The sequence below is a fragment of the Mesorhizobium sp. M0088 genome (assembly GCF_040322895.1).
In the GTDB taxonomy this organism is placed as follows: Bacteria; Pseudomonadota; Alphaproteobacteria; order Rhizobiales; family Rhizobiaceae; genus Mesorhizobium.
This window is the reverse complement of the sequence record NZ_JAMYUI010000012.1, coordinates 1-16,500: the sequence shown is the minus strand read 5'-3', so window position 1 is coordinate 16,500 and position 16,500 is coordinate 1. Positions and strand designations below refer to the sequence as shown.

Annotated in this window: 16 protein-coding genes; 7 read left to right on the top strand and 9 right to left on the bottom strand. The window is 64.2% G+C overall.

Features of this window, described 5'->3' with window-relative positions; translation table 11 throughout:
- The first annotated feature begins 23 nt into the window (after window positions 1–23).
- Window positions 24–2,096: a 3-hydroxyacyl-CoA dehydrogenase NAD-binding domain-containing protein gene (locus tag NKJ67_RS15705; RefSeq protein ID WP_352581887.1), complete on the top strand. Its 2,073-nt coding sequence runs from the start codon at window positions 24–26 to the stop codon at window positions 2,094–2,096.
- A gap of 346 nt (window positions 2,097–2,442) precedes the next feature.
- Here NKJ67_RS15705 and NKJ67_RS15700 read toward each other — a convergent pair whose 3' ends face one another.
- Window positions 2,443–3,246 carry a helix-turn-helix transcriptional regulator gene (locus NKJ67_RS15700; protein WP_352581886.1) on the bottom strand — a complete coding sequence of 268 codons (804 nt, stop codon included), beginning with the start codon at window positions 3,244–3,246 and terminating at the stop codon, window positions 2,443–2,445.
- A gap of 114 nt (window positions 3,247–3,360) precedes the next feature.
- Between NKJ67_RS15700 and NKJ67_RS15695 the strand changes: the two genes are divergently transcribed.
- From NKJ67_RS15695 to NKJ67_RS15670, 6 genes are all read left to right on the top strand, one after another.
- Window positions 3,361–4,497 (top strand): ABC transporter ATP-binding protein, encoded by a 1,137-nt coding sequence (locus tag NKJ67_RS15695; RefSeq protein WP_292337376.1) that lies wholly within the window; start codon window positions 3,361–3,363, stop codon window positions 4,495–4,497.
- Entirely contained in the window at window positions 4,478–5,641 is a 1,164-nt protein-coding gene (locus NKJ67_RS15690; RefSeq protein WP_352581885.1) for an ABC transporter substrate-binding protein, read from the top strand. The genes NKJ67_RS15695 and NKJ67_RS15690 overlap by 20 nt, the downstream gene beginning before the upstream one ends.
- A 64-nt stretch (window positions 5,642–5,705) precedes the next feature.
- Window positions 5,706–6,569: an ABC transporter permease gene (locus tag NKJ67_RS15685; RefSeq protein WP_127266978.1), complete on the top strand. Its 864-nt coding sequence runs from the start codon at window positions 5,706–5,708 to the stop codon at window positions 6,567–6,569.
- Window positions 6,569–7,381 carry an ABC transporter permease gene (locus NKJ67_RS15680; protein WP_127266977.1) on the top strand — a complete coding sequence of 271 codons (813 nt, stop codon included), beginning with the start codon at window positions 6,569–6,571 and terminating at the stop codon, window positions 7,379–7,381. Before NKJ67_RS15685 ends, NKJ67_RS15680 begins: the two co-directional genes overlap by 1 nt.
- A gap of 10 nt (window positions 7,382–7,391) precedes the next feature.
- Window positions 7,392–8,153: an SDR family NAD(P)-dependent oxidoreductase gene (locus tag NKJ67_RS15675; protein ID WP_127266976.1), complete on the top strand. Its 762-nt coding sequence runs from the start codon at window positions 7,392–7,394 to the stop codon at window positions 8,151–8,153.
- Between the two features lie 298 nt (window positions 8,154–8,451).
- The gene (locus NKJ67_RS15670; RefSeq protein ID WP_128308501.1) at window positions 8,452–9,216 is read left to right on the top strand and encodes a hypothetical protein; all 765 of its coding nucleotides are present in this window, start codon (window positions 8,452–8,454) and stop codon (window positions 9,214–9,216) included.
- A gap of 146 nt (window positions 9,217–9,362) precedes the next feature.
- Here the strand turns inward: NKJ67_RS15670 and NKJ67_RS15665 are convergent, their stop codons facing one another.
- The 8 genes from NKJ67_RS15665 to NKJ67_RS15630 all read right to left on the bottom strand — a co-directional run bounded on the left by NKJ67_RS15665 (window position 9,363) and on the right by NKJ67_RS15630 (window position 16,183).
- Window positions 9,363–10,871, bottom strand: a complete 1,509-nt coding sequence (locus tag NKJ67_RS15665) for an aldehyde dehydrogenase family protein (RefSeq protein WP_352581884.1) — start codon at window positions 10,869–10,871, stop codon at window positions 9,363–9,365.
- Between the two features lie 20 nt (window positions 10,872–10,891).
- Complete coding sequence (locus NKJ67_RS15660; protein WP_013528939.1) at window positions 10,892–11,236, bottom strand: cupin domain-containing protein; 345 nt, start codon at window positions 11,234–11,236, stop codon at window positions 10,892–10,894.
- A gap of 23 nt (window positions 11,237–11,259) precedes the next feature.
- Window positions 11,260–11,601: a cupin domain-containing protein gene (locus tag NKJ67_RS15655; RefSeq protein ID WP_127266973.1), complete on the bottom strand. Its 342-nt coding sequence runs from the start codon at window positions 11,599–11,601 to the stop codon at window positions 11,260–11,262.
- A gap of 17 nt (window positions 11,602–11,618) precedes the next feature.
- Complete coding sequence (locus NKJ67_RS15650) at window positions 11,619–11,969, bottom strand: cupin domain-containing protein (protein WP_352581883.1); 351 nt, start codon at window positions 11,967–11,969, stop codon at window positions 11,619–11,621.
- A 226-nt stretch (window positions 11,970–12,195) separates the two neighbouring features.
- Window positions 12,196–13,470 (bottom strand): glycosyltransferase, encoded by a 1,275-nt coding sequence (locus NKJ67_RS15645; protein WP_352581882.1) that lies wholly within the window; start codon window positions 13,468–13,470, stop codon window positions 12,196–12,198.
- Between the two features lie 13 nt (window positions 13,471–13,483).
- Entirely contained in the window at window positions 13,484–14,557 is a 1,074-nt protein-coding gene (locus tag NKJ67_RS15640; RefSeq protein ID WP_352581881.1) for an ABC transporter ATP-binding protein, read from the bottom strand.
- Entirely contained in the window at window positions 14,554–15,348 is a 795-nt protein-coding gene (locus NKJ67_RS15635; protein ID WP_352581880.1) for an ABC transporter permease, read from the bottom strand. Before NKJ67_RS15635 ends, NKJ67_RS15640 begins: the two co-directional genes overlap by 4 nt.
- Entirely contained in the window at window positions 15,341–16,183 is an 843-nt protein-coding gene (locus NKJ67_RS15630) for an ABC transporter permease (protein WP_127811298.1), read from the bottom strand. The genes NKJ67_RS15635 and NKJ67_RS15630 overlap by 8 nt, the downstream gene beginning before the upstream one ends.
- Between the last annotated feature and the right edge of the window lie 317 nt (window positions 16,184–16,500).

Genomic DNA, 16,500 nt, shown 5'->3' with positions numbered 1-16,500 from the left:
CTGAAAAGAGCTGGGAGGTGTGCGTGTCCGATTTCGTGAAGATCCACCGTGACGGCGACGTCGCCATCGTCACCATCGACAATCCTCCGGTCAACGCGCTGAGCTTCCATGTTCGCGAACCGCTGATGCAGGCGCTGGTTGAGTTGCGCGACGATGCTTCGGTTGCCGCCATCGTCATTGCATGCGCCGGCCGGACCTTTGTCGCTGGCGCCGACATCACCGAATTCGGCAAGCCGATGCAGCAGCCGGAGCTGCGCGCCATCGTGGCTATGCTGGAGACCATCGCCAAGCCGACGGTGGCCGCCATCCACGGCACCGCGCTCGGCGGCGGGCTGGAGCTGGCGCTCGGCTGCCATTTCCGCGTCGCCGATGCCGGCGCCAAGCTCGGCCTGCCGGAAGTCAGGCTCGGCCTGCTGCCGGGGGGCGGCGGCACGGTGCGGCTGCCGCGCCTGGTCGGCGCGGTGAAGGCGCTCAGGATGATCGTCTCCGGTACGCCGATCGGTGCGACCGAGGCGCATGCCGCCGGTCTCGTCGATGCCGTCTTCGAAGGCGATCTGACGACGCATGCCGTGAACTTCGCCAGGGAAATTGCCCGCAAGGGTGGCCCCTTCACGCCGGTGCGCGATCGCAATGAGGGGCTCAAGGAGACCGACCTCGTGGCTTTAGACGCCGAGGCTGCGGACCTCGCTAGGAAGGCGCGCGGGCTCGAGGCGCCGATCGCCTGTGCGCTGTCGGTGCGCAATGCCGTCACGCTGCCCTTCGATGCGGCGCTGGCGGCGGAACGTGCGTTGTTCGTGAAACTGGTCGGCAGCGACCAGTCGCGGGCGCAGCGGCATTTGTTCTTCGCCGAACGTGAGGCGGCAAAGGTTTCGGGAAAAGACATCGTCAAGCGCAGGATTGCCCGCGTCGGCGTCATCGGCGCCGGCACGATGGGCGGCGGCATCGCCATGGCCTTCGCCAATGGCGGCTATCCCGTGACCTTGCTGGAAACCAGCCATGAGGCATTGCAGCGCGGCTTGGCGACGATCGACAGAAACTACTCGGTGTCCGTCACGCGCGGTTCGCTAAGCGAAGTCGCCAAGCGAGAGCGGCTCGCCCAGTTCAAGGGCTCCACCGATTATGCCGATCTCGCCGATTGCGACCTGATCGTAGAGGCGGTGTTCGAGGACATGGCGGTCAAGAAGGAGGTGTTCGGCAAGCTCGAAGCGGTGGCCAAACCGGGCGCGATCCTCGCCACCAACACCTCCTATCTCGACATCAACGAAATCGCCGCCTCGACCTCGCGGCCGCAGGATGTACTCGGCCTGCATTTCTTCTCGCCGGCCAATGTCATGAAGCTCCTGGAGATCGTGCGCGCCGACAAGACCGCGCCCGATGCGCTGGCGACCGTCGTCGACCTGGCGCGGCGGATCGGCAAGGTGGCCGTTGTCGTCGGCGTCTGCCACGGCTTCGTCGGCAACCGCATGCTGGCCGCGCGCGGCTCGGAATCGGAAGCGCTTCTTCTGGAAGGCGCGACGCCCAGCCAGATCGACCAGGTCTTCACCGATTTCGGCTGGCCGATGGGGCCTTTCCAGATGGGCGATCTCGCCGGTCTCGACATTGGCTGGCGCAACCGCAAGGCGCGTGGCCTGTCGGCCGTGATCGCCGACACGCTGTGCGAACAGGGGCGTTTCGGCCAGAAGACCGGCCGGGGTTTTTACCTTTACGAGGCTGGCGCGCGTACACCAGTGCCGGATCCCGAGGTTGAAGCGCTGATCTGCGACAAGGCCGCGGAGAAGGGCATCGTGCCGCGCGCGATCAGTGCGGAGGAAATCATCGAGCGCACGCTTTACCCCCTGGTCAACGAGGGCGCCAAGATCCTTGAGGAAGGCATAGCGGCCCGTGCGTCCGACATCGATGTCGTCTGGGTCAATGGCTACGGCTTTCCCATCGGCAAGGGCGGGCCGATGTTCTGGGCTGGCCTCGAAGGCCCGGCCAGGATCATCGAGCGGCTCGAGTACTGGCATCAACGGACAGGCAAGGACGTGTTCAAGCCGGCGCCGCTGCTGAAGCGGATGGTCGAGACCGGGTCGTGGAACGGCGACGCGATAGCCTGATCAATCGTCATGGGCAATCCACCCAATTGTCGAGGTCTGCGCTGCCCCTCATCGCCCTGCCGGGCGTTCGTTGTTCGAAAAGCCAAGCAGTTGGCTTTTCGTCCGCTGCGCGGACCACGCCTCGACTCCCCGTATAGTGACGGGGAGAAGGGGCTCGCGGTAACCTCGTCGCCTGTCTTGCAACGTTGGAGATTGGCGAAACCGGTAATTACTGCGCCCCTCTCCCCGTCCCTATACGGGAGAGGATGCCGGCAGGCAGGTGAGGGGCAGCGCCGGCGTTCGCAAAAAAGTGACGCGAATTCGAAATCCGAAGCGATTGCCCAGGTAAGCGGCGGGGGCGAAGTAGCTACCTTATCCGCGCGTCGATGATCTCGACGAAACGTGCGAACAGGCCGGCCTGCGACTTGATCTTGAGCTTGCGGTAGATGTTGCGCCGATGGACCTTCACGGTGCCCGGCACGATGCGCATGGCCCTGGCGATCGACTCCGTCGAATGCCCCTGCAGCACCAGGTCGACGACATCTTTTTCGCGCGGCGTCAGCGACAGGCTCTGCCAGATGTGGGCGCGGTCGAACTCGTTGACCGGAGTGGTCTCGTCCTGCTGCGCCTCTGCCGGTTCGTCGGCCGGAAGGGCGGGCCAGCGCAGCCTGGCGAAGCTGATCACCGCCGGCGCCATGTCGCGCAGCAATCTGGCATCGGCGGTGCCGAACGGGCCTGAAGCGCGCAGCCGCATCAGTGAGAGCACCAGCGCATCCTTGCCCGGCAGAGGCACGAAGAAGCCGACCTCCTCGGCCAGCCTGGTCTGGCTGTAGTAGGAGCGGAAATACTCGCTGGCATAGAAACGGTCCGGCGCCAGTTCGCGCATGCGCCAGAAGCCTTCCTTGCGCTCGACCGCAGCATGATGGAACGGGTCGAGCAGATACGGCCCCTCCTGGTAGAGCGCGACGAAGACGTGGCTTTCGGCCGGCGAGAAGGTCTCGAACAGCAGCGGCGGGCGCGCGGCGCCGCGATAGCCGAACACCACGCAGTGGTCGAAGCTGACATGGAGCCGCAGCCAATCGACCAGCGCATTGCCGAACAGGTCGCCACTGGTCTCCCGCGTCGCCGCGACGAGCGTGGCGAGCTGGCTGTATTCGTCGCTGCGGGACAATCCATACCCCCTTAAACGAGAAAATATATCAGATATACCACCTAGGAGGTATATACTAGCCGCCATTGGCTCTGGTAGCGTCCCGATATTGCCCTGTTGCTGGAGCCATCAGCCTTGACCGCAGTGCCCGACATCGAGTTTCGCGGCGTCACCAAGCGCTATGGCGCGGTGACCGCGGTCAGCGGCATCGATCTCGCTGTCCCGCCCTCCGCCTTTGTCGCGTTGCTCGGGCCGTCCGGCTGCGGCAAGACCACCTGCCTGCGCATGATCGGCGGCTTCGAACAGCCGAGCGAAGGCCGGGTGTTCATTCGCGGCCAGGATATGGCAGGCACGCCGCCCTACCGGCGGCCGGTCAACATGGTGTTCCAGCAATACGCGCTGTTTCCGCATCTCGATGTCGAGGACAACGTCGCCTACGGGCTGCGCCAGGCGCGGCCAAGGCTGTCTTCGCGCGAGATCGCCTCAAGAGCGGGCGAGGCGCTCGAAATGGTGCGGCTCGCCGGCTATGGCCGCCGCAAGATCCACGAACTGTCGGGCGGCCAGCAGCAGCGTGTGGCGCTGGCACGAGCCCTGGTCAACAAGCCGGCGGTGCTCTTGCTCGACGAGCCGCTGGCTGCGCTCGACAAGAAGCTGCGCACCGACATGCAGATCGAGCTGCAGAACCTGCAGCGCGAGATCGGCATCACCTTCGTGCTGGTCACGCACGACCAGGAGGAAGCGCTGTCGATGAGCGATTTCGTCTGCGTCATGAACGGCGGCCGCATCGTCCAGCTCGGGCAGCCGAGCGAGATCTATGACGAACCGGCCGATTTGTTCGTCGCCGATTTCGTCGGCAAGACCAACCTCTTGAGCGGTACCGTCGCCGGACATTCGGGCGAGCTGGTGGAGGTGGCGCTTGCCGACGGCACCGTCATTGCAGCGCGCAAACGAACCGCCCTGCAGCAAGGCGAGGCCGTTTCGGTCAGCCTGCGTCCTGAATCGCTCAGCCTTGGCGCCCAGACGGGCGGCCCCTTCAAAGGCGTCGTCCGCAACCGGATCTTCCTCGGCTCGACGGCGGAATACGCGATCGAGGTCCAGGGCATCGGAACGCTGCTGGCCAAGGCCGATCACCTGATCGGCCACGGCAATCTCTTCAAGCCGGGTGAACCCGTCGCCATCGGCTTTGCCTCCGGAACGCCGCTGGCGTTTGCGGAGACCAAGAACAACGGGGCCAACCAGAGGGTAGATAAACATGTCGAGATCATATCGTGACGGACTGCCGATAAGCCCCAAGAATTTTGTCGATCAGCTGATGCGTTTGAAGCGCGGCTCGATCGGCCGCCGCGACTTCCTCGGCCTCACCGGCCTTGGCATTGCCACGGCGGTGATGGCGCGCGAGATCGGCATCATGCCGACACCGGCCTTTGCCGCCGAAAGCCTTGGCGACCGCATGTCGATCGCCACCTGGCCGAACTACCATGACCCGGCGACGTTCGAGAATTTCAAGAAGGACACCGGCGTCGCCGTCGAGGTCAACGTGTTCGGCTCCAACGAGGAGATGCTGGCCAAGCTGCAGGCCGGCGCCTCGGGCTGGAGCCTGTTCGTGCCGACCAACTACACGATCTCGACTTACAAGAAACTCGGCATCATCGAGCCGCTGGAGATGGCGAAGCTGCCGAATTTCGACGGCTCGCAGCAAGATCCCCGCTTCACTGGGGAAGGCACGATCGATGCGGTGACCTATGCGGTGCCGAAGAACTGGGGCACCACCGGCTTTGCCGTCAACACGAAGAAGCTGACCAAGCCGATGACCACCTGGAAGGAGTTCTGGGATACCGCCATGGCCGAAGGTGACAGCCGCACCATGGTGCACGACTACCAGCTGACCACGATCGGCAATGCGCTGAAATATTACGGCTATTCGTTCAACTCGTTGAAGCAAGACGAGCTCGCCAAGGCGGAGGAACTGCTGCTCAAGGTCAAGCCGCATCTGTTCGCGGTCTCCTCCGACTACCAGCCGGGCATGCGCGCCGGCGACGCCTGGATGACGATGTGCTGGACGAACGATGGCGCGCAGTTGCATCGCGACATTCCCGAGATCGCCTATGTGCTGGGCAAGGAAGGCGGCGAGATCTGGACCGATTTCTACGCCATTCCGAAAGATGCGCCGAACAAGCCGGCCGGCTACGCCCTGCTCAACTACCTGATGAACCCGCAGGTGGCGGTGAAGGAGCATCTGGCCAATGGTGCGCCGTCGACCGATGCGCGGGTCAACAAGCTGCTGCCCAAGGAAGTGCTCGACAATCCGATCCTCTATCCGGCGGCCGACCTGTTGACGCCGCTGGAATTCGGCGCGGCGGCAACGCTGACAGATCCCGGCCGCGCAGAGCTGATGGCGCGCTTCAAGTCGGCCTGAGGGGCGGTCTGGCGCGGACAATTGACCGGCGGGCATATGTCCGCCGGTATCGGGGCGGTTTTCAATGCGCGGCAATAGATTTCGTCACAACCTCACGACCGCCATGCTGCTCGGTCCGGCGACCGCGTGGCTGGTGGTGTTTCTGGTGCTGCCATTCATTGCCATCGCGGTGTTCAGCGTCGGCGAACGGGCGCCGGAAGGCGGCTATCAAGCGGCTTTCACCTTCGCGCAATATGCCAATCTTCCGGCGCGGGCGGCTGCCTTCTGGAACACGATGGTGCTGGCGCCGATAGGGGCGCTCGCCTGTCTGCTCGTCGCTTATCCCGTTGCTTATTATCTTGCTCTGCGCGCACCGCAGCGCTGGCGGCTGATCCTGCTGGCGCTAGTCGTCATTCCGTTCTGGACCAGCCTTTTGATGCGGACCTATGCCTGGATGTATATCCTGGGCGGGCGCGGCATCCCGGCTCTGCTGTCCTATATCGGTTTCGAGGATATCAGGCTGATCAACACGCCGGGCGCGGTGCTGCTCGGCATCGTCTATGGCTACCTGCCGCTGATGATCCTGCCGATCTATGTCAGCCTTGAGCGGCTCGACCGCCGGCTGCTGGAAGCCTCCGCCGATCTCGGCGCGACGCCGCTCTCGACCTTCCTCGGCGTGACCCTGAAACTGTCGCTGCCGGGCGTGATGACCGGCTTCTCGCTGGTCATGATCCTGCTGCTGGGCGAATATCTGATCCCGACGCTGCTTGGCGGCGGCAAGGTGTTCTTTATCGGCAATGCGCTGGTCGACCTGTTCCTGCAATCGCGCAACTGGCCGTTCGGTTCGGCCATCGCGATCACGCTGGTGCTGGTTTCGGTGGTGGTGCTGATTGCCGCCAATCGCATTTCGACCCGGGTTTCGGGCGCCCGCCGGGTGGATTTGATCTGATGCGCGCCTTCGTCATTGTGGTGTTCGCCTTCCTCTATCTGCCGATCGCACTGGTCGTGCTGTTCTCCTTCAACGCCGGCCACCATGCCAGCGAGTTCACCGGCTTTTCGGTGCAATGGTACGGCAAGGCGCTGGCGAACCCGTTCCTGGTCGAAGCGCTGAAGAACAGCCTGTTCATCGCCACCACCAGCGCCTTGCTGGCGGCGTTGTGCGGCACTGCGGCGGCACTCGGCCTGGCGCGCGTCGGCATCAGAACACGCGCGGTCTTCGATGCGCTTCTGGGCGCCGCGATCGTCGTTCCGGGCGTCGTCATCGGCATTTCGACACTGGTCGCGCTCGTCCAGCTGTTCACGGTCGTCAATCCGTTCCTCGCCTCGATCTGGCCCGACGACCAGCCGCCGCGCCTGGCGCTCGGCTACGGCTCGATCATCGCGGCGCACGGCCTGTTCTCCATGGCGCTGGTGACGATGATCGTCGGCACGCGTCTCGGCAGCCTCGACCGCAATCTGGTCGAGGCGTCGAGCGATCTCTACGCCACGCCATTGACGACGTTCCGCTCGATCGTGCTGCCGCAGATCATGCCGGCCGTCGTTGCCGGTTTCCTGCTCGCCTTCACCTTCTCCTTCGACGATTTCATTGTGGCCTTCTTCGTCGCCGGGGCGCAGACGACGCTGCCGATCTATGTCTTCGCGTCGATCCGGCGCGGCGTGACGCCGGAGATCAACGCCATCGCGACGATCGTGCTCGTCGCTTCCGTGCTGCTTGTGGTGCTTGCCCAATGGCAATTGCGCCAGCGCAAGCCGTCGAACTGAAAGTCGCATCATGATCCTCAAAGACCGCATCGCCGTCGTGACCGGCGCCGGCTCCGGCATCGGGCGCGCCGGCGCCATGATCATGGGCAGGGAAGGCGCGGTGGTCGTCATCGCCGACAGGGATCAGGCCGCCGGCGAAGCAACGGCTTCGGACATAAGGGCAGTGGGCGGGCAGGCCGAGGCGATCGCCACTGACGTCGCGGACGATGGGGCGCTGGAAAAGCTCATTGCCGGCACGATCGAGAGGCACAGGCGCATCGACATCCTGCACAATCACGCCGGCATCCAGGTCGGCGGAACGCTGACCGAGGTCGAGGTCGGCGGCATGGACGCGTCATGGCGGGTCAATGTGCGGGCGCAGTTCCTGGCGGCCAGGATGGTCATGCCGTCGATGGTCGCACGAGGCGGTGGTGTCATCCTCAACACCGCCTCCAATTCGGGCGTGTTCTACGACCGCGAGATGATCGCTTACGCCACTTCCAAACACGCGGTAGTGGCAATGACGCGGCAGATGTCGCTCGACTATGCCCGGCACAATGTCCGCGTCAACGCGCTCTGCCCGGGCTGGGTCGACACGCCGTTCAACGAACCGTTCATCGCCCAGATGGGCGGACGCGAGGCGATCGAAACCTATGTCCGCACCAAGATTCCGATGGGACGCTGGGCCAGCGCCGATGAGATCGCGGAAGCGATCCTGTTCCTCGTCTCCGACCGCTCATCCTTCATGACCGGCCAGGCGCTGGTAATCGACGGCGGTGAAAGTATCGGCTGAGACTTGTGCTTTCTTTATCAATTGCCCTGTTTCAAAGCCTTTCCGATATACCACGTCACGACTTTCACCCATGCCGCTGGATGCCGGCAGGACTATAGTCCTGCCGGCATGGGACTTCAGTGCCATCGCCGTTCGAGAGCGCTGATTCGTGTTTAATTTCAAATGGTTATGCTTCGGGCTGATCGGCAGATCGCGTATTGAGACAGCATTTGTCTAAAGTTTACTCTGTACAATTAGCGATTTCTCATAGGACGGTCGCTAGCGGTCGGGCCAGGTGACGATTCCCGAGGAGATTACCATGACAAACCGGAAAACTCTGTTCGCGGCGCTTGCCGCATTGGCGCTTCTGGCGTCTCCGGCGCTCGCCGGAGCCGGCGGCAACGGGCACGGCGGCGGCAATGGCGGTGGCAACGGCAACGGCGGGGGCAATGCCGGCGGTAACGGCGGCAATAGCAATGGCAAGAGCGGCGCTTCGCACGGCAAGTCTTCGTCGGCTCGGGGGCAGGTGGCAAAGGCCAAAACGGACGACACCACGGTCGACAAGACCACAAAGGTCTCGTCGGTTCCCAAGGAGAAGAACATCCACGCCAAGCTCGGCCGGCTGAACTCGCTTCAGCGCAACATCAACGCCTATATGAACTCGAAGAGCAAGAAGTTCGCTGCCATCCAGGCCTTCGTGACGCAGTCCGCCAAAGCCAAGGTTGCTCAGGCCGCCGCTGAAGCGGCCCAGGAGAAGCTGGATGCGCTGAATTCTCAGTTGACCGCGCTGACATCGCTGACGCCCGAGCAGATTGCGGCCATGACGCCCGAAGATCAGGCGGCCTTGCCTGGGAAGATAACGGATCTGGAGGCCGAAATCACTGCCCAGGAGGCAGAGGTCACCGCCGCCAATGAGGCGGCTGCCGCGGCAGAGGTCGGCACCGATGATGCATCGCTCGACGCGGCACTGGCGGATATGGCCAACAAGCCGGTCGACGCTGCGGTCACGTCCTGGGCTCAGGGCGTCCTTGCCGACAAGATCGACCAGACGGCCGCCGCGATGCAGGCGGAAACGACGCCGTAACGACTTGCCGTTGAATCGGCAGTAGCCAATCGAAGAAAGATGCCGCCGGGCCTTCGCCCGGCGGCATTGCTTTTTCCCGGTCATGGACTGGCTATCCCAGGATAGCCACCGAGCTGGCTATCCGGAGCTGGCGAGGTTCGAAACACTCAGACGTGCTTGCGGCCACCGGTCTCGCGGAACCAGCTGTCGGGGTACGGATACCACCATTCCTGGATTGCAGGCTTGTGGTCGATGATCACCATTTTGGAGCGGCGGAAGGCGTCGAGCCCCTGGCGTCCGAGCTCGCGGCCGAGGCCCGAGGCCTTCCAGCCGCCGAAGGGCAGGGCATCATTGTCGATCAGCGGGTTGTTGACCCAGACCATTCCGGCTTCGAGCCGTTCAGCCGCCTCGTGGGCTTCGGCCAGATCGGTGGTGAAGACAGAGGCGCCGAGCCCGAACGGGCTGTCATTGGCAAGCCGGATCGCCTCGTCGAAATCCCTGACCCGGCAGATGGCGGCGACCGGTCCAAAGCATTCTTCGCGCACGATTGCCATGTCCGGGGTGACGCCGGTCAGGATCGTCGGCTCGTAGAACCAGCCGGTGTTGTGTGCCGGAGGGATGCGTCCGCCGGTCACCGCCTTGGCGCCGTGGGCGATGGCATCGTCGACAAGACGCATGACTTTGGTCCGCGCGCTTTCGCTGACCAGCGGTCCGATCTCGGTCTTGTCCATGCCGTTGCCGATGCGCAGCGCTTGGGTCCTTTCGACGAACAGCGCGACGAAGCGGTCATGAACGGCATCGACGACGAAGAAACGCTCGGCGGAGGTGCAGACCTGGCCGGTGAGATGGAAGGCCGCGGTGACGCTGCCGGCCGCCGCGATCTCAAGCGGCGCGTGTTGGCTGATGATTAGCGGATCGCTGCCGCCGGCCTCGATGACGCAAGGTTTCATGCGTTCGGCGCAGGCCACCGCCACCGCCTTGCCGGCGGCGACCGAGCCGGTGAAGGCAACCGCATGGGTGCGTTCGGAGGCGATCAGCGCCTGCGCCGTGGCCGCTCCACCAGGCAGGCAGGAGACCAGCCCTTCCGGCAGCGAGCGGAACACGGTCATGTAGTCCAGCGTCGACAGGGTCGTCGCCTCGGCCGGCTTGATGACGCAGGCATTGCCGGCGGCGAGCGATGCGGCGACCGTCCAGCACATCAGCAGGATCGGGAAGTTGTAGGGCATGATGTGGACGGATACGCCATAGGGCTCGTAGCGCGCATACTGGAACGAACCGGCCTGCGTCGTGCCGGCGATCTTGCCGGCATCGTCGCGCGCCATCTCGGCGTAGTAGCGGAAGATCGGCGCGCAGTTGGCGATCTCGCCGATCGCTTCGGGGTAGGGCTTGCCCATCTCGCGCACCATCAGCTCGGCGCAGCGGGTGAAGTTGGCCACCTCGATGGCGTTGGCGACGGCATGCAGGTGCTTGGCGCGGCTCTTGGCGTCGAGCTTTTTCCAGGCGGCCTGCGCCCTGGTCGCGGTGGTGAGCACGGCATCGATCTCGCTATCGCTGGCTGCAGCGATGGCGCCGACTGTTTCGATCGTCGCCGGATCGATCACCGGCTTTGCCGTGCCTGCCATCGGCCGGTAGTCCGGGTTGACGAAGAAGGTCGGCCGGTCAGGGGAGAAATCCATGGACATCCTCTCGGATCCGCTCAGCGGATCATGTAGACCTTCTTGATCGTCTCATGGACGGTGCAGACGCCCTTCCAGTCCTGCGGGAAGAAAGCTGCGGTGTCCGGTTCGATCTCGATGACCTCGCCGGATTCGTGGACGTAGGTGCAGCGTCCTTCGAGGAAGTGGCAGAACTCGTCGCGGGTGACATGGCAGTGCCATTTCCCTGGTGTGCAGACCCAAAGCCCGCATTCGGAGCGGCCTTCCGGCCCCTTGTACAGCAGCTTGCCCGAGGTGTGGGATTGCCCCTCGATCATGGTCGGGATGACGCCCCAGTCGACGAGGTCGGTAATGGTGAGCGGGGATTTCATGATGGGTGTGGTCATGTCGATTTCCTTGAAAAGAGTGCTCAGCGGCACATGAAGGCCTTGGTCAGCGTTTGCCTGATGATGGAGATGCCGGTCCAGCCGGCGGGGAAGAACACCAGCGTGCCGGCCTCGACCGGGATCTCTTCGCCGTCGTCATGGACATAGCTGCCACGGCCTGAGAGGAAATGGCAGAACTCGTCGGCGCCAAAGGTGACCTTGCGCGTACCCGGCGTGCATGACCACAGGCCGCATTCGCTCGATCCGTCCGGGTTCCGGGACAGGACCCTGCCCGAGGCGCGCGGCGAACCGGCGAGCGTGTTGCTGCCCGCGCCCCAGTCCTCCAGTTCCACGCTCGAGGCCTTCGGCCAGTACGGTGTCGGCATGTCGTCAAGCTCCGTGGTCAGGCCAGCATGTAGACGTTGCGCATGGTCTCATGCACGGTGCATTCACCCGTCCAGCCGGCAGGGAACATGACCACGGTCCCGGCGGAGATTTCTATCAGCTCAGCGACATCGGACCGGTAGGTCGCGCGGCCGGCGACGAAATGGCACAATTCATCGCGCGGGATGCTCAGGCGCCAGCGGCCTGGCGTGCACACCCAGATGCCGGATTCCGGCTGGTTGTTCGGGCCTTTGTGCACGAGCCTGCCGGTGGAGTGCGAAGCGCCTGACAGTGCGTCGGGTTGAGCGCCCCAGTCGGTGAGGTCGGTGCGGGTGGTGGCCTGGTAGAGGTGTGGGGCGGAGGAGGTCATGCGGACGCTCCTTTGCACGTGTCGAAGCAGTGCTCTACGGCGCCCCCCTCTGTCCTGCCGGCAATCTCCCCCTCAAGGGGGGAGATTGGCAGTTCCTGCGGCGGCGTTTTCCTTACGACCCTTGCGGTTGGCGAAAGCGGTGATGACAGCCAATCTCCCCCCTTGAGGGGGAGATTGCCGGCAGGCCAGAGGGGGGTGCCTTGGCTAGCCATTTCAAGCACCTCACTCACAGCAACCCCTCCAACAACCCGGCTGCTTTCTCCGGCCCGTTCTGCCCCTGCATCTGCGCCGATGTCTTCGCCAGCTTGGCTTTCATCGCCGGGTCGGTCAGGCAGGTTTCGATCTTGGCGATCAGCTCGGCATCGGTCCAGTCGTAGCGCGGCATGCCGAAGCCGTGGCCGGTTTCCTCGACGCGGGTGGCGTTGTCGTGGCCGTCCCAGACATAGGGCATGATGATCGCCGGCTTGCCGAAATAGAGGCACTCGGTGAAGGAGTTGTTGCCGCCATGGTGGATCACCGCATCGACCTGCGGGATGACCGAAGGCTGCGGGAACCAGCTCTCGACGATCACATTGCCGGGCACGTCCGTGTACTGGTCCTTGTAGCCGCCGACATTGACCAGAGCCCGGTAGCGCGTCTTGCCCAGCGTCGCGATAATGCGCTTCAACAGGTCGACATCGCCGGCGCCGAGGCTGCCGAAGGAGACATAGAGCAGCGGCCCGTCATTGTTTTTGGCGAATGTCGGCACCGTGTAGGGTTTCTCCTGCCGCACGCAGCCTTCCAGATACTGGAACTTTGCCGGGTCGAGCGGATGGCGGCGCTTGAACTTTGCCGCTTCGGGATAGAGCAGCAGGTTCAAATAGGGCGAGGCCTCGAAGAACTGGCCGATCGGATAAGGCGCCTCGTTGTTGGCGGCGAGGAAGGCGTTGAAGTCGTCATGGATCGGCTTGATCACCGCGTTGAAATGATCGCGGTAGCGCTGGTGACCGGCATGGTCGTTCTCGCCGCAGCCGGAGAGATGGGGCGGGATGTCCTCGTCGTCGATCTCGTTTTCCGAGCAGGAGATGACGCGCACCCAGGGTTTGCCGAACTGCTTGATGGCCGGAAACAGGATGACGTTGTCGACGCAGATCACATCCGGCTTGATGGCTGAGAGAACGCGCGGCAGATCCTTCTGCGCCCATTTGGCGCTGTCGACGATCGCCGTCCAGCAATCCTTGACGTAATTGTCGACCTGATCGTAAGGCGATTTGCGGAAGTTCGGGATGTGGCCGTTGATGAAATCCTCCCAGAATTTCGCCATCTGTTCGGGCGGCATCGGCTCCGACAGGTTCACCGGATGCGCCTCGAAACCGTAGCCCTTGTAGACATCGACAAAGCCGGGGTCGGACAGGAAAACGGCTTTGTGGCCGCGCGCCTCGACCGCCTGGGCGATGCCGACGGAATTGAGCGCCGGGCCGTAGGCCGCTTCTGGAAAAAACGCGATCGTCTTCTGCGCCATCAGGCTTCTCCTGTCATTCTGCGAAAATTCTGACATCGGCGGCGTCCCAGCCGAGTTCGACCTGGTCGCCCGACGCGACCGGCCGGCGGTCGGCGGCATCAGCGGTGACGCGCACCAGGAACGGCTTTGGCGACATGGGTGTGCGGACATGCAGCTGCAGGTCGAGCCCCTGATAGGCCAGCGCCTCGACCGTGCCGGTGGTGCGGTTGGCGGTCTGAGCCACCGGGAACAGCCGGATGCGCTCCGGCCGCACCGACGCGACAGCAGACGCACCGGGCGAGAGCTTTGCTGGAACCTTGCCTAGTACTCGAACGCCATTCGCGGCTACAACCCCATCGGCGGCGGCCTTGCCCGGCACGAAATTCATCACGCCGATGAAGTCGGCGACGAAACGGTCGGCCGGATGCTCATAGATCGCGTGCGGCGTGTCGCATTGCAGCAGTCTGCCGTCCTTGAGCACCGCCATGCGGTCGGCCATCACAAGGGATTCTTCCTGGTCGTGGGTGACGATGACGAAGGTGATGCCGACCTCGTGCTGCAGGCGCTTCAATTCCAGCTGCATGGCGCCGCGCAGTTTCTTGTCGAGCGCGCCAAGCGGCTCGTCGAGCAGCAGCAGGCGCGGCCGCTTGATCAGCGCGCGGGCGAGCGCGACGCGCTGCTTCTGGCCGCCCGACAGTTGCTCCGGCTTGCGGTCGGCGAAGGGGACCAGCTCGGTTGTCGCCAGGATGGCGTCGACGCGGGAGCGGATTTCCGACGCCGGCAAGCGCTCCATCTCCAAGCCGTAGGAGACGTTGGCGCGGACGCTCATATGCGGAAACAGCGCGTAGGACTGGAACATCAGATTGACCGGCCGCTTGTTGGGCGGGGTTTTGGCAATGTCGCGGCCGTCGAGCAGGATGCGCCCGTCATTGGGCGTCTCGAATCCGGCCAGCATCCGCAGCAGCGTGGTCTTGCCACAGCCGGACGGCCCGAGCAGCGCGAAGAACTCATTCTCGCGGATATCGAGCGAGATGCCGTCGACGGCCGTCACCCGGCCGAAATTCTTCGACACATGATCGATGGCCAGAAGCGTGCGGGGTTCGCTCATTGGCCTATGATCCCACGGTTGAGCCGCTGCGACAGGGTCAGCGCGGTGATCGAGACCGCCATGACGATGGTCGCCAGCGCGTTGATCTCCGGCGTGATGCCGAAGCGGATCATGGCGTAGATCTGCATCGGCAGCGTCGTCGAGGCGCGGCCGGCGCCGGCGGTGAAGAAGGCGATGATGAATTCGTCGACCGAGAGCGTGAAGGCGAGCAGGGCGCGGGCTATCCCCGAGGGCGCGATGACCGGCAATGTCACCCGCCGGAAGGTGGTGAGCGCGGAGGCGCCGAGATCGGCCGAGGCCTCGACGATCGACCAGTCGAAACTCTTCAGCCGGGCACGCACCACCGAGCAGACAAAGGCGAGGTTGAAGACGACATGGGCGAGGATGATCGTGTGCAGGCCCATGGTCAGGTTGAGCATGGAGAAGAACGACAGCAAAGCGATCGCCAGCACGATGTCGGGGATGATCATCGGCGCGAAGATCAGCGCTTCGAGGCCCTTGCCGTATTGCCGGCGCATCTCGATGCCGATCGCCAGCAGCGTGCCGAGCAATGTTGCGATTGCGGTCGACACCAGCGCCACGATCAGCGTGTTGAGCGCAGCGGAGAGGATCGCCGAATTGCCGGCCAGCGAGGCATACCATTTCAGCGAAAAGCCCGACCATGCCGTCGGCAGCCCGCCTTCGTTGAAGGACAGCGCGACCAGCACGGCTATCGGGATGTAGAGGAAGGCGAAGACCAGGCTCAGCACGAGCCAGAGCGTGCGCCGCGTGGCGGGGGAGCGCTCAGCCATCGGTGTCTCCGCCGGCTTGCGCGGCGTGGCCCGAGGCGCGATTGGCGGCCAGCGCCTGCGCCATCAGCACCAGAAGCATGATGGCGATCAGCGCCATCGCGAGCGCGGCGCCGAACGGCCAGTCGTTTGCGGTCAGGAACTGGTCGTAGACGAGGTTGCCGATCATCTGGAAGCGGCCGCCGCCGAGCAGGGCCGGGGTGACGAAATTGCCGATCGACAGCACGAAGACAAACACCGCGCCAGCGGCGATGCCGGGCACGGTCAGCGGCAGGATGACACGGCGGAATGTGGTGGCGGCGGAGGCGCCGAGGTCACGCGAGGCTTCGGCCAGTTCCGGGTTGAGGCGCGACAGTGGCGCGTAGCAGGCAAGGATGACGAAGGGGAGATAGTTGTAGACCAGACCGGCGATAACCGCGCCTTCCGTATAGAGCATCGATGGCGGCTCGCCGGTGTAGCCGAACCAGCGCAACAACTGCGTGATCAGGCCTTCGCGGTTGAGCAGCACGATCCACGCATAGGTGCGGATCAGGTAATTGGACCAGAACGGCAGCACGGCGAAGAACAGGAACACCGGCTGCCACCGGCGCGGGGCCGCTGCGATGGCGTAGGCGGCGGCATAGCCGATCACCACCGCGATCAGGGTGGCGGTGCCGGCGATGCGCGCCGAATTGAGGAAGATGCCGGCATAGAGCGGATCGAAGACCAGCCCGAAATTCTCCAGCGTGAAGGTGTATTCGATGCCGCCATAGATGCCGCGCCGGAAGAAGGCGAGCGCCAGCACCAGCGCGCATGGCACCACCATCAAGGCCGCGAGCCAGGCCAGTGCCGGGGCCATCAGGAGGGAGGAGCGGGAGGGGGTGTACTTCACGGAGGAGTGCCCCCCTCTGCCCTGCCAGCCTCTTCAAGGGCATCGAAATGATGTTCGGGCAGTTGCCCCCTCCCCCGGATTGCCAACCGAATTGCGAAGGGCAATTCGGGGCAATCCGACCTCTCCCCGAGGGGAGAGGTGGCCGTTGGCGCTACCGCCTTCCTCTTCTCCCCAGCGGGGAGAAGGTGGCCGCGACGCGGCCGGATGTGGGGGTGCTGCGCTGGAGATTGGCGACCGGCCACAACCCAGCCAATCTCCCCCCTTGCGGGGGATTTTGGCTGGGT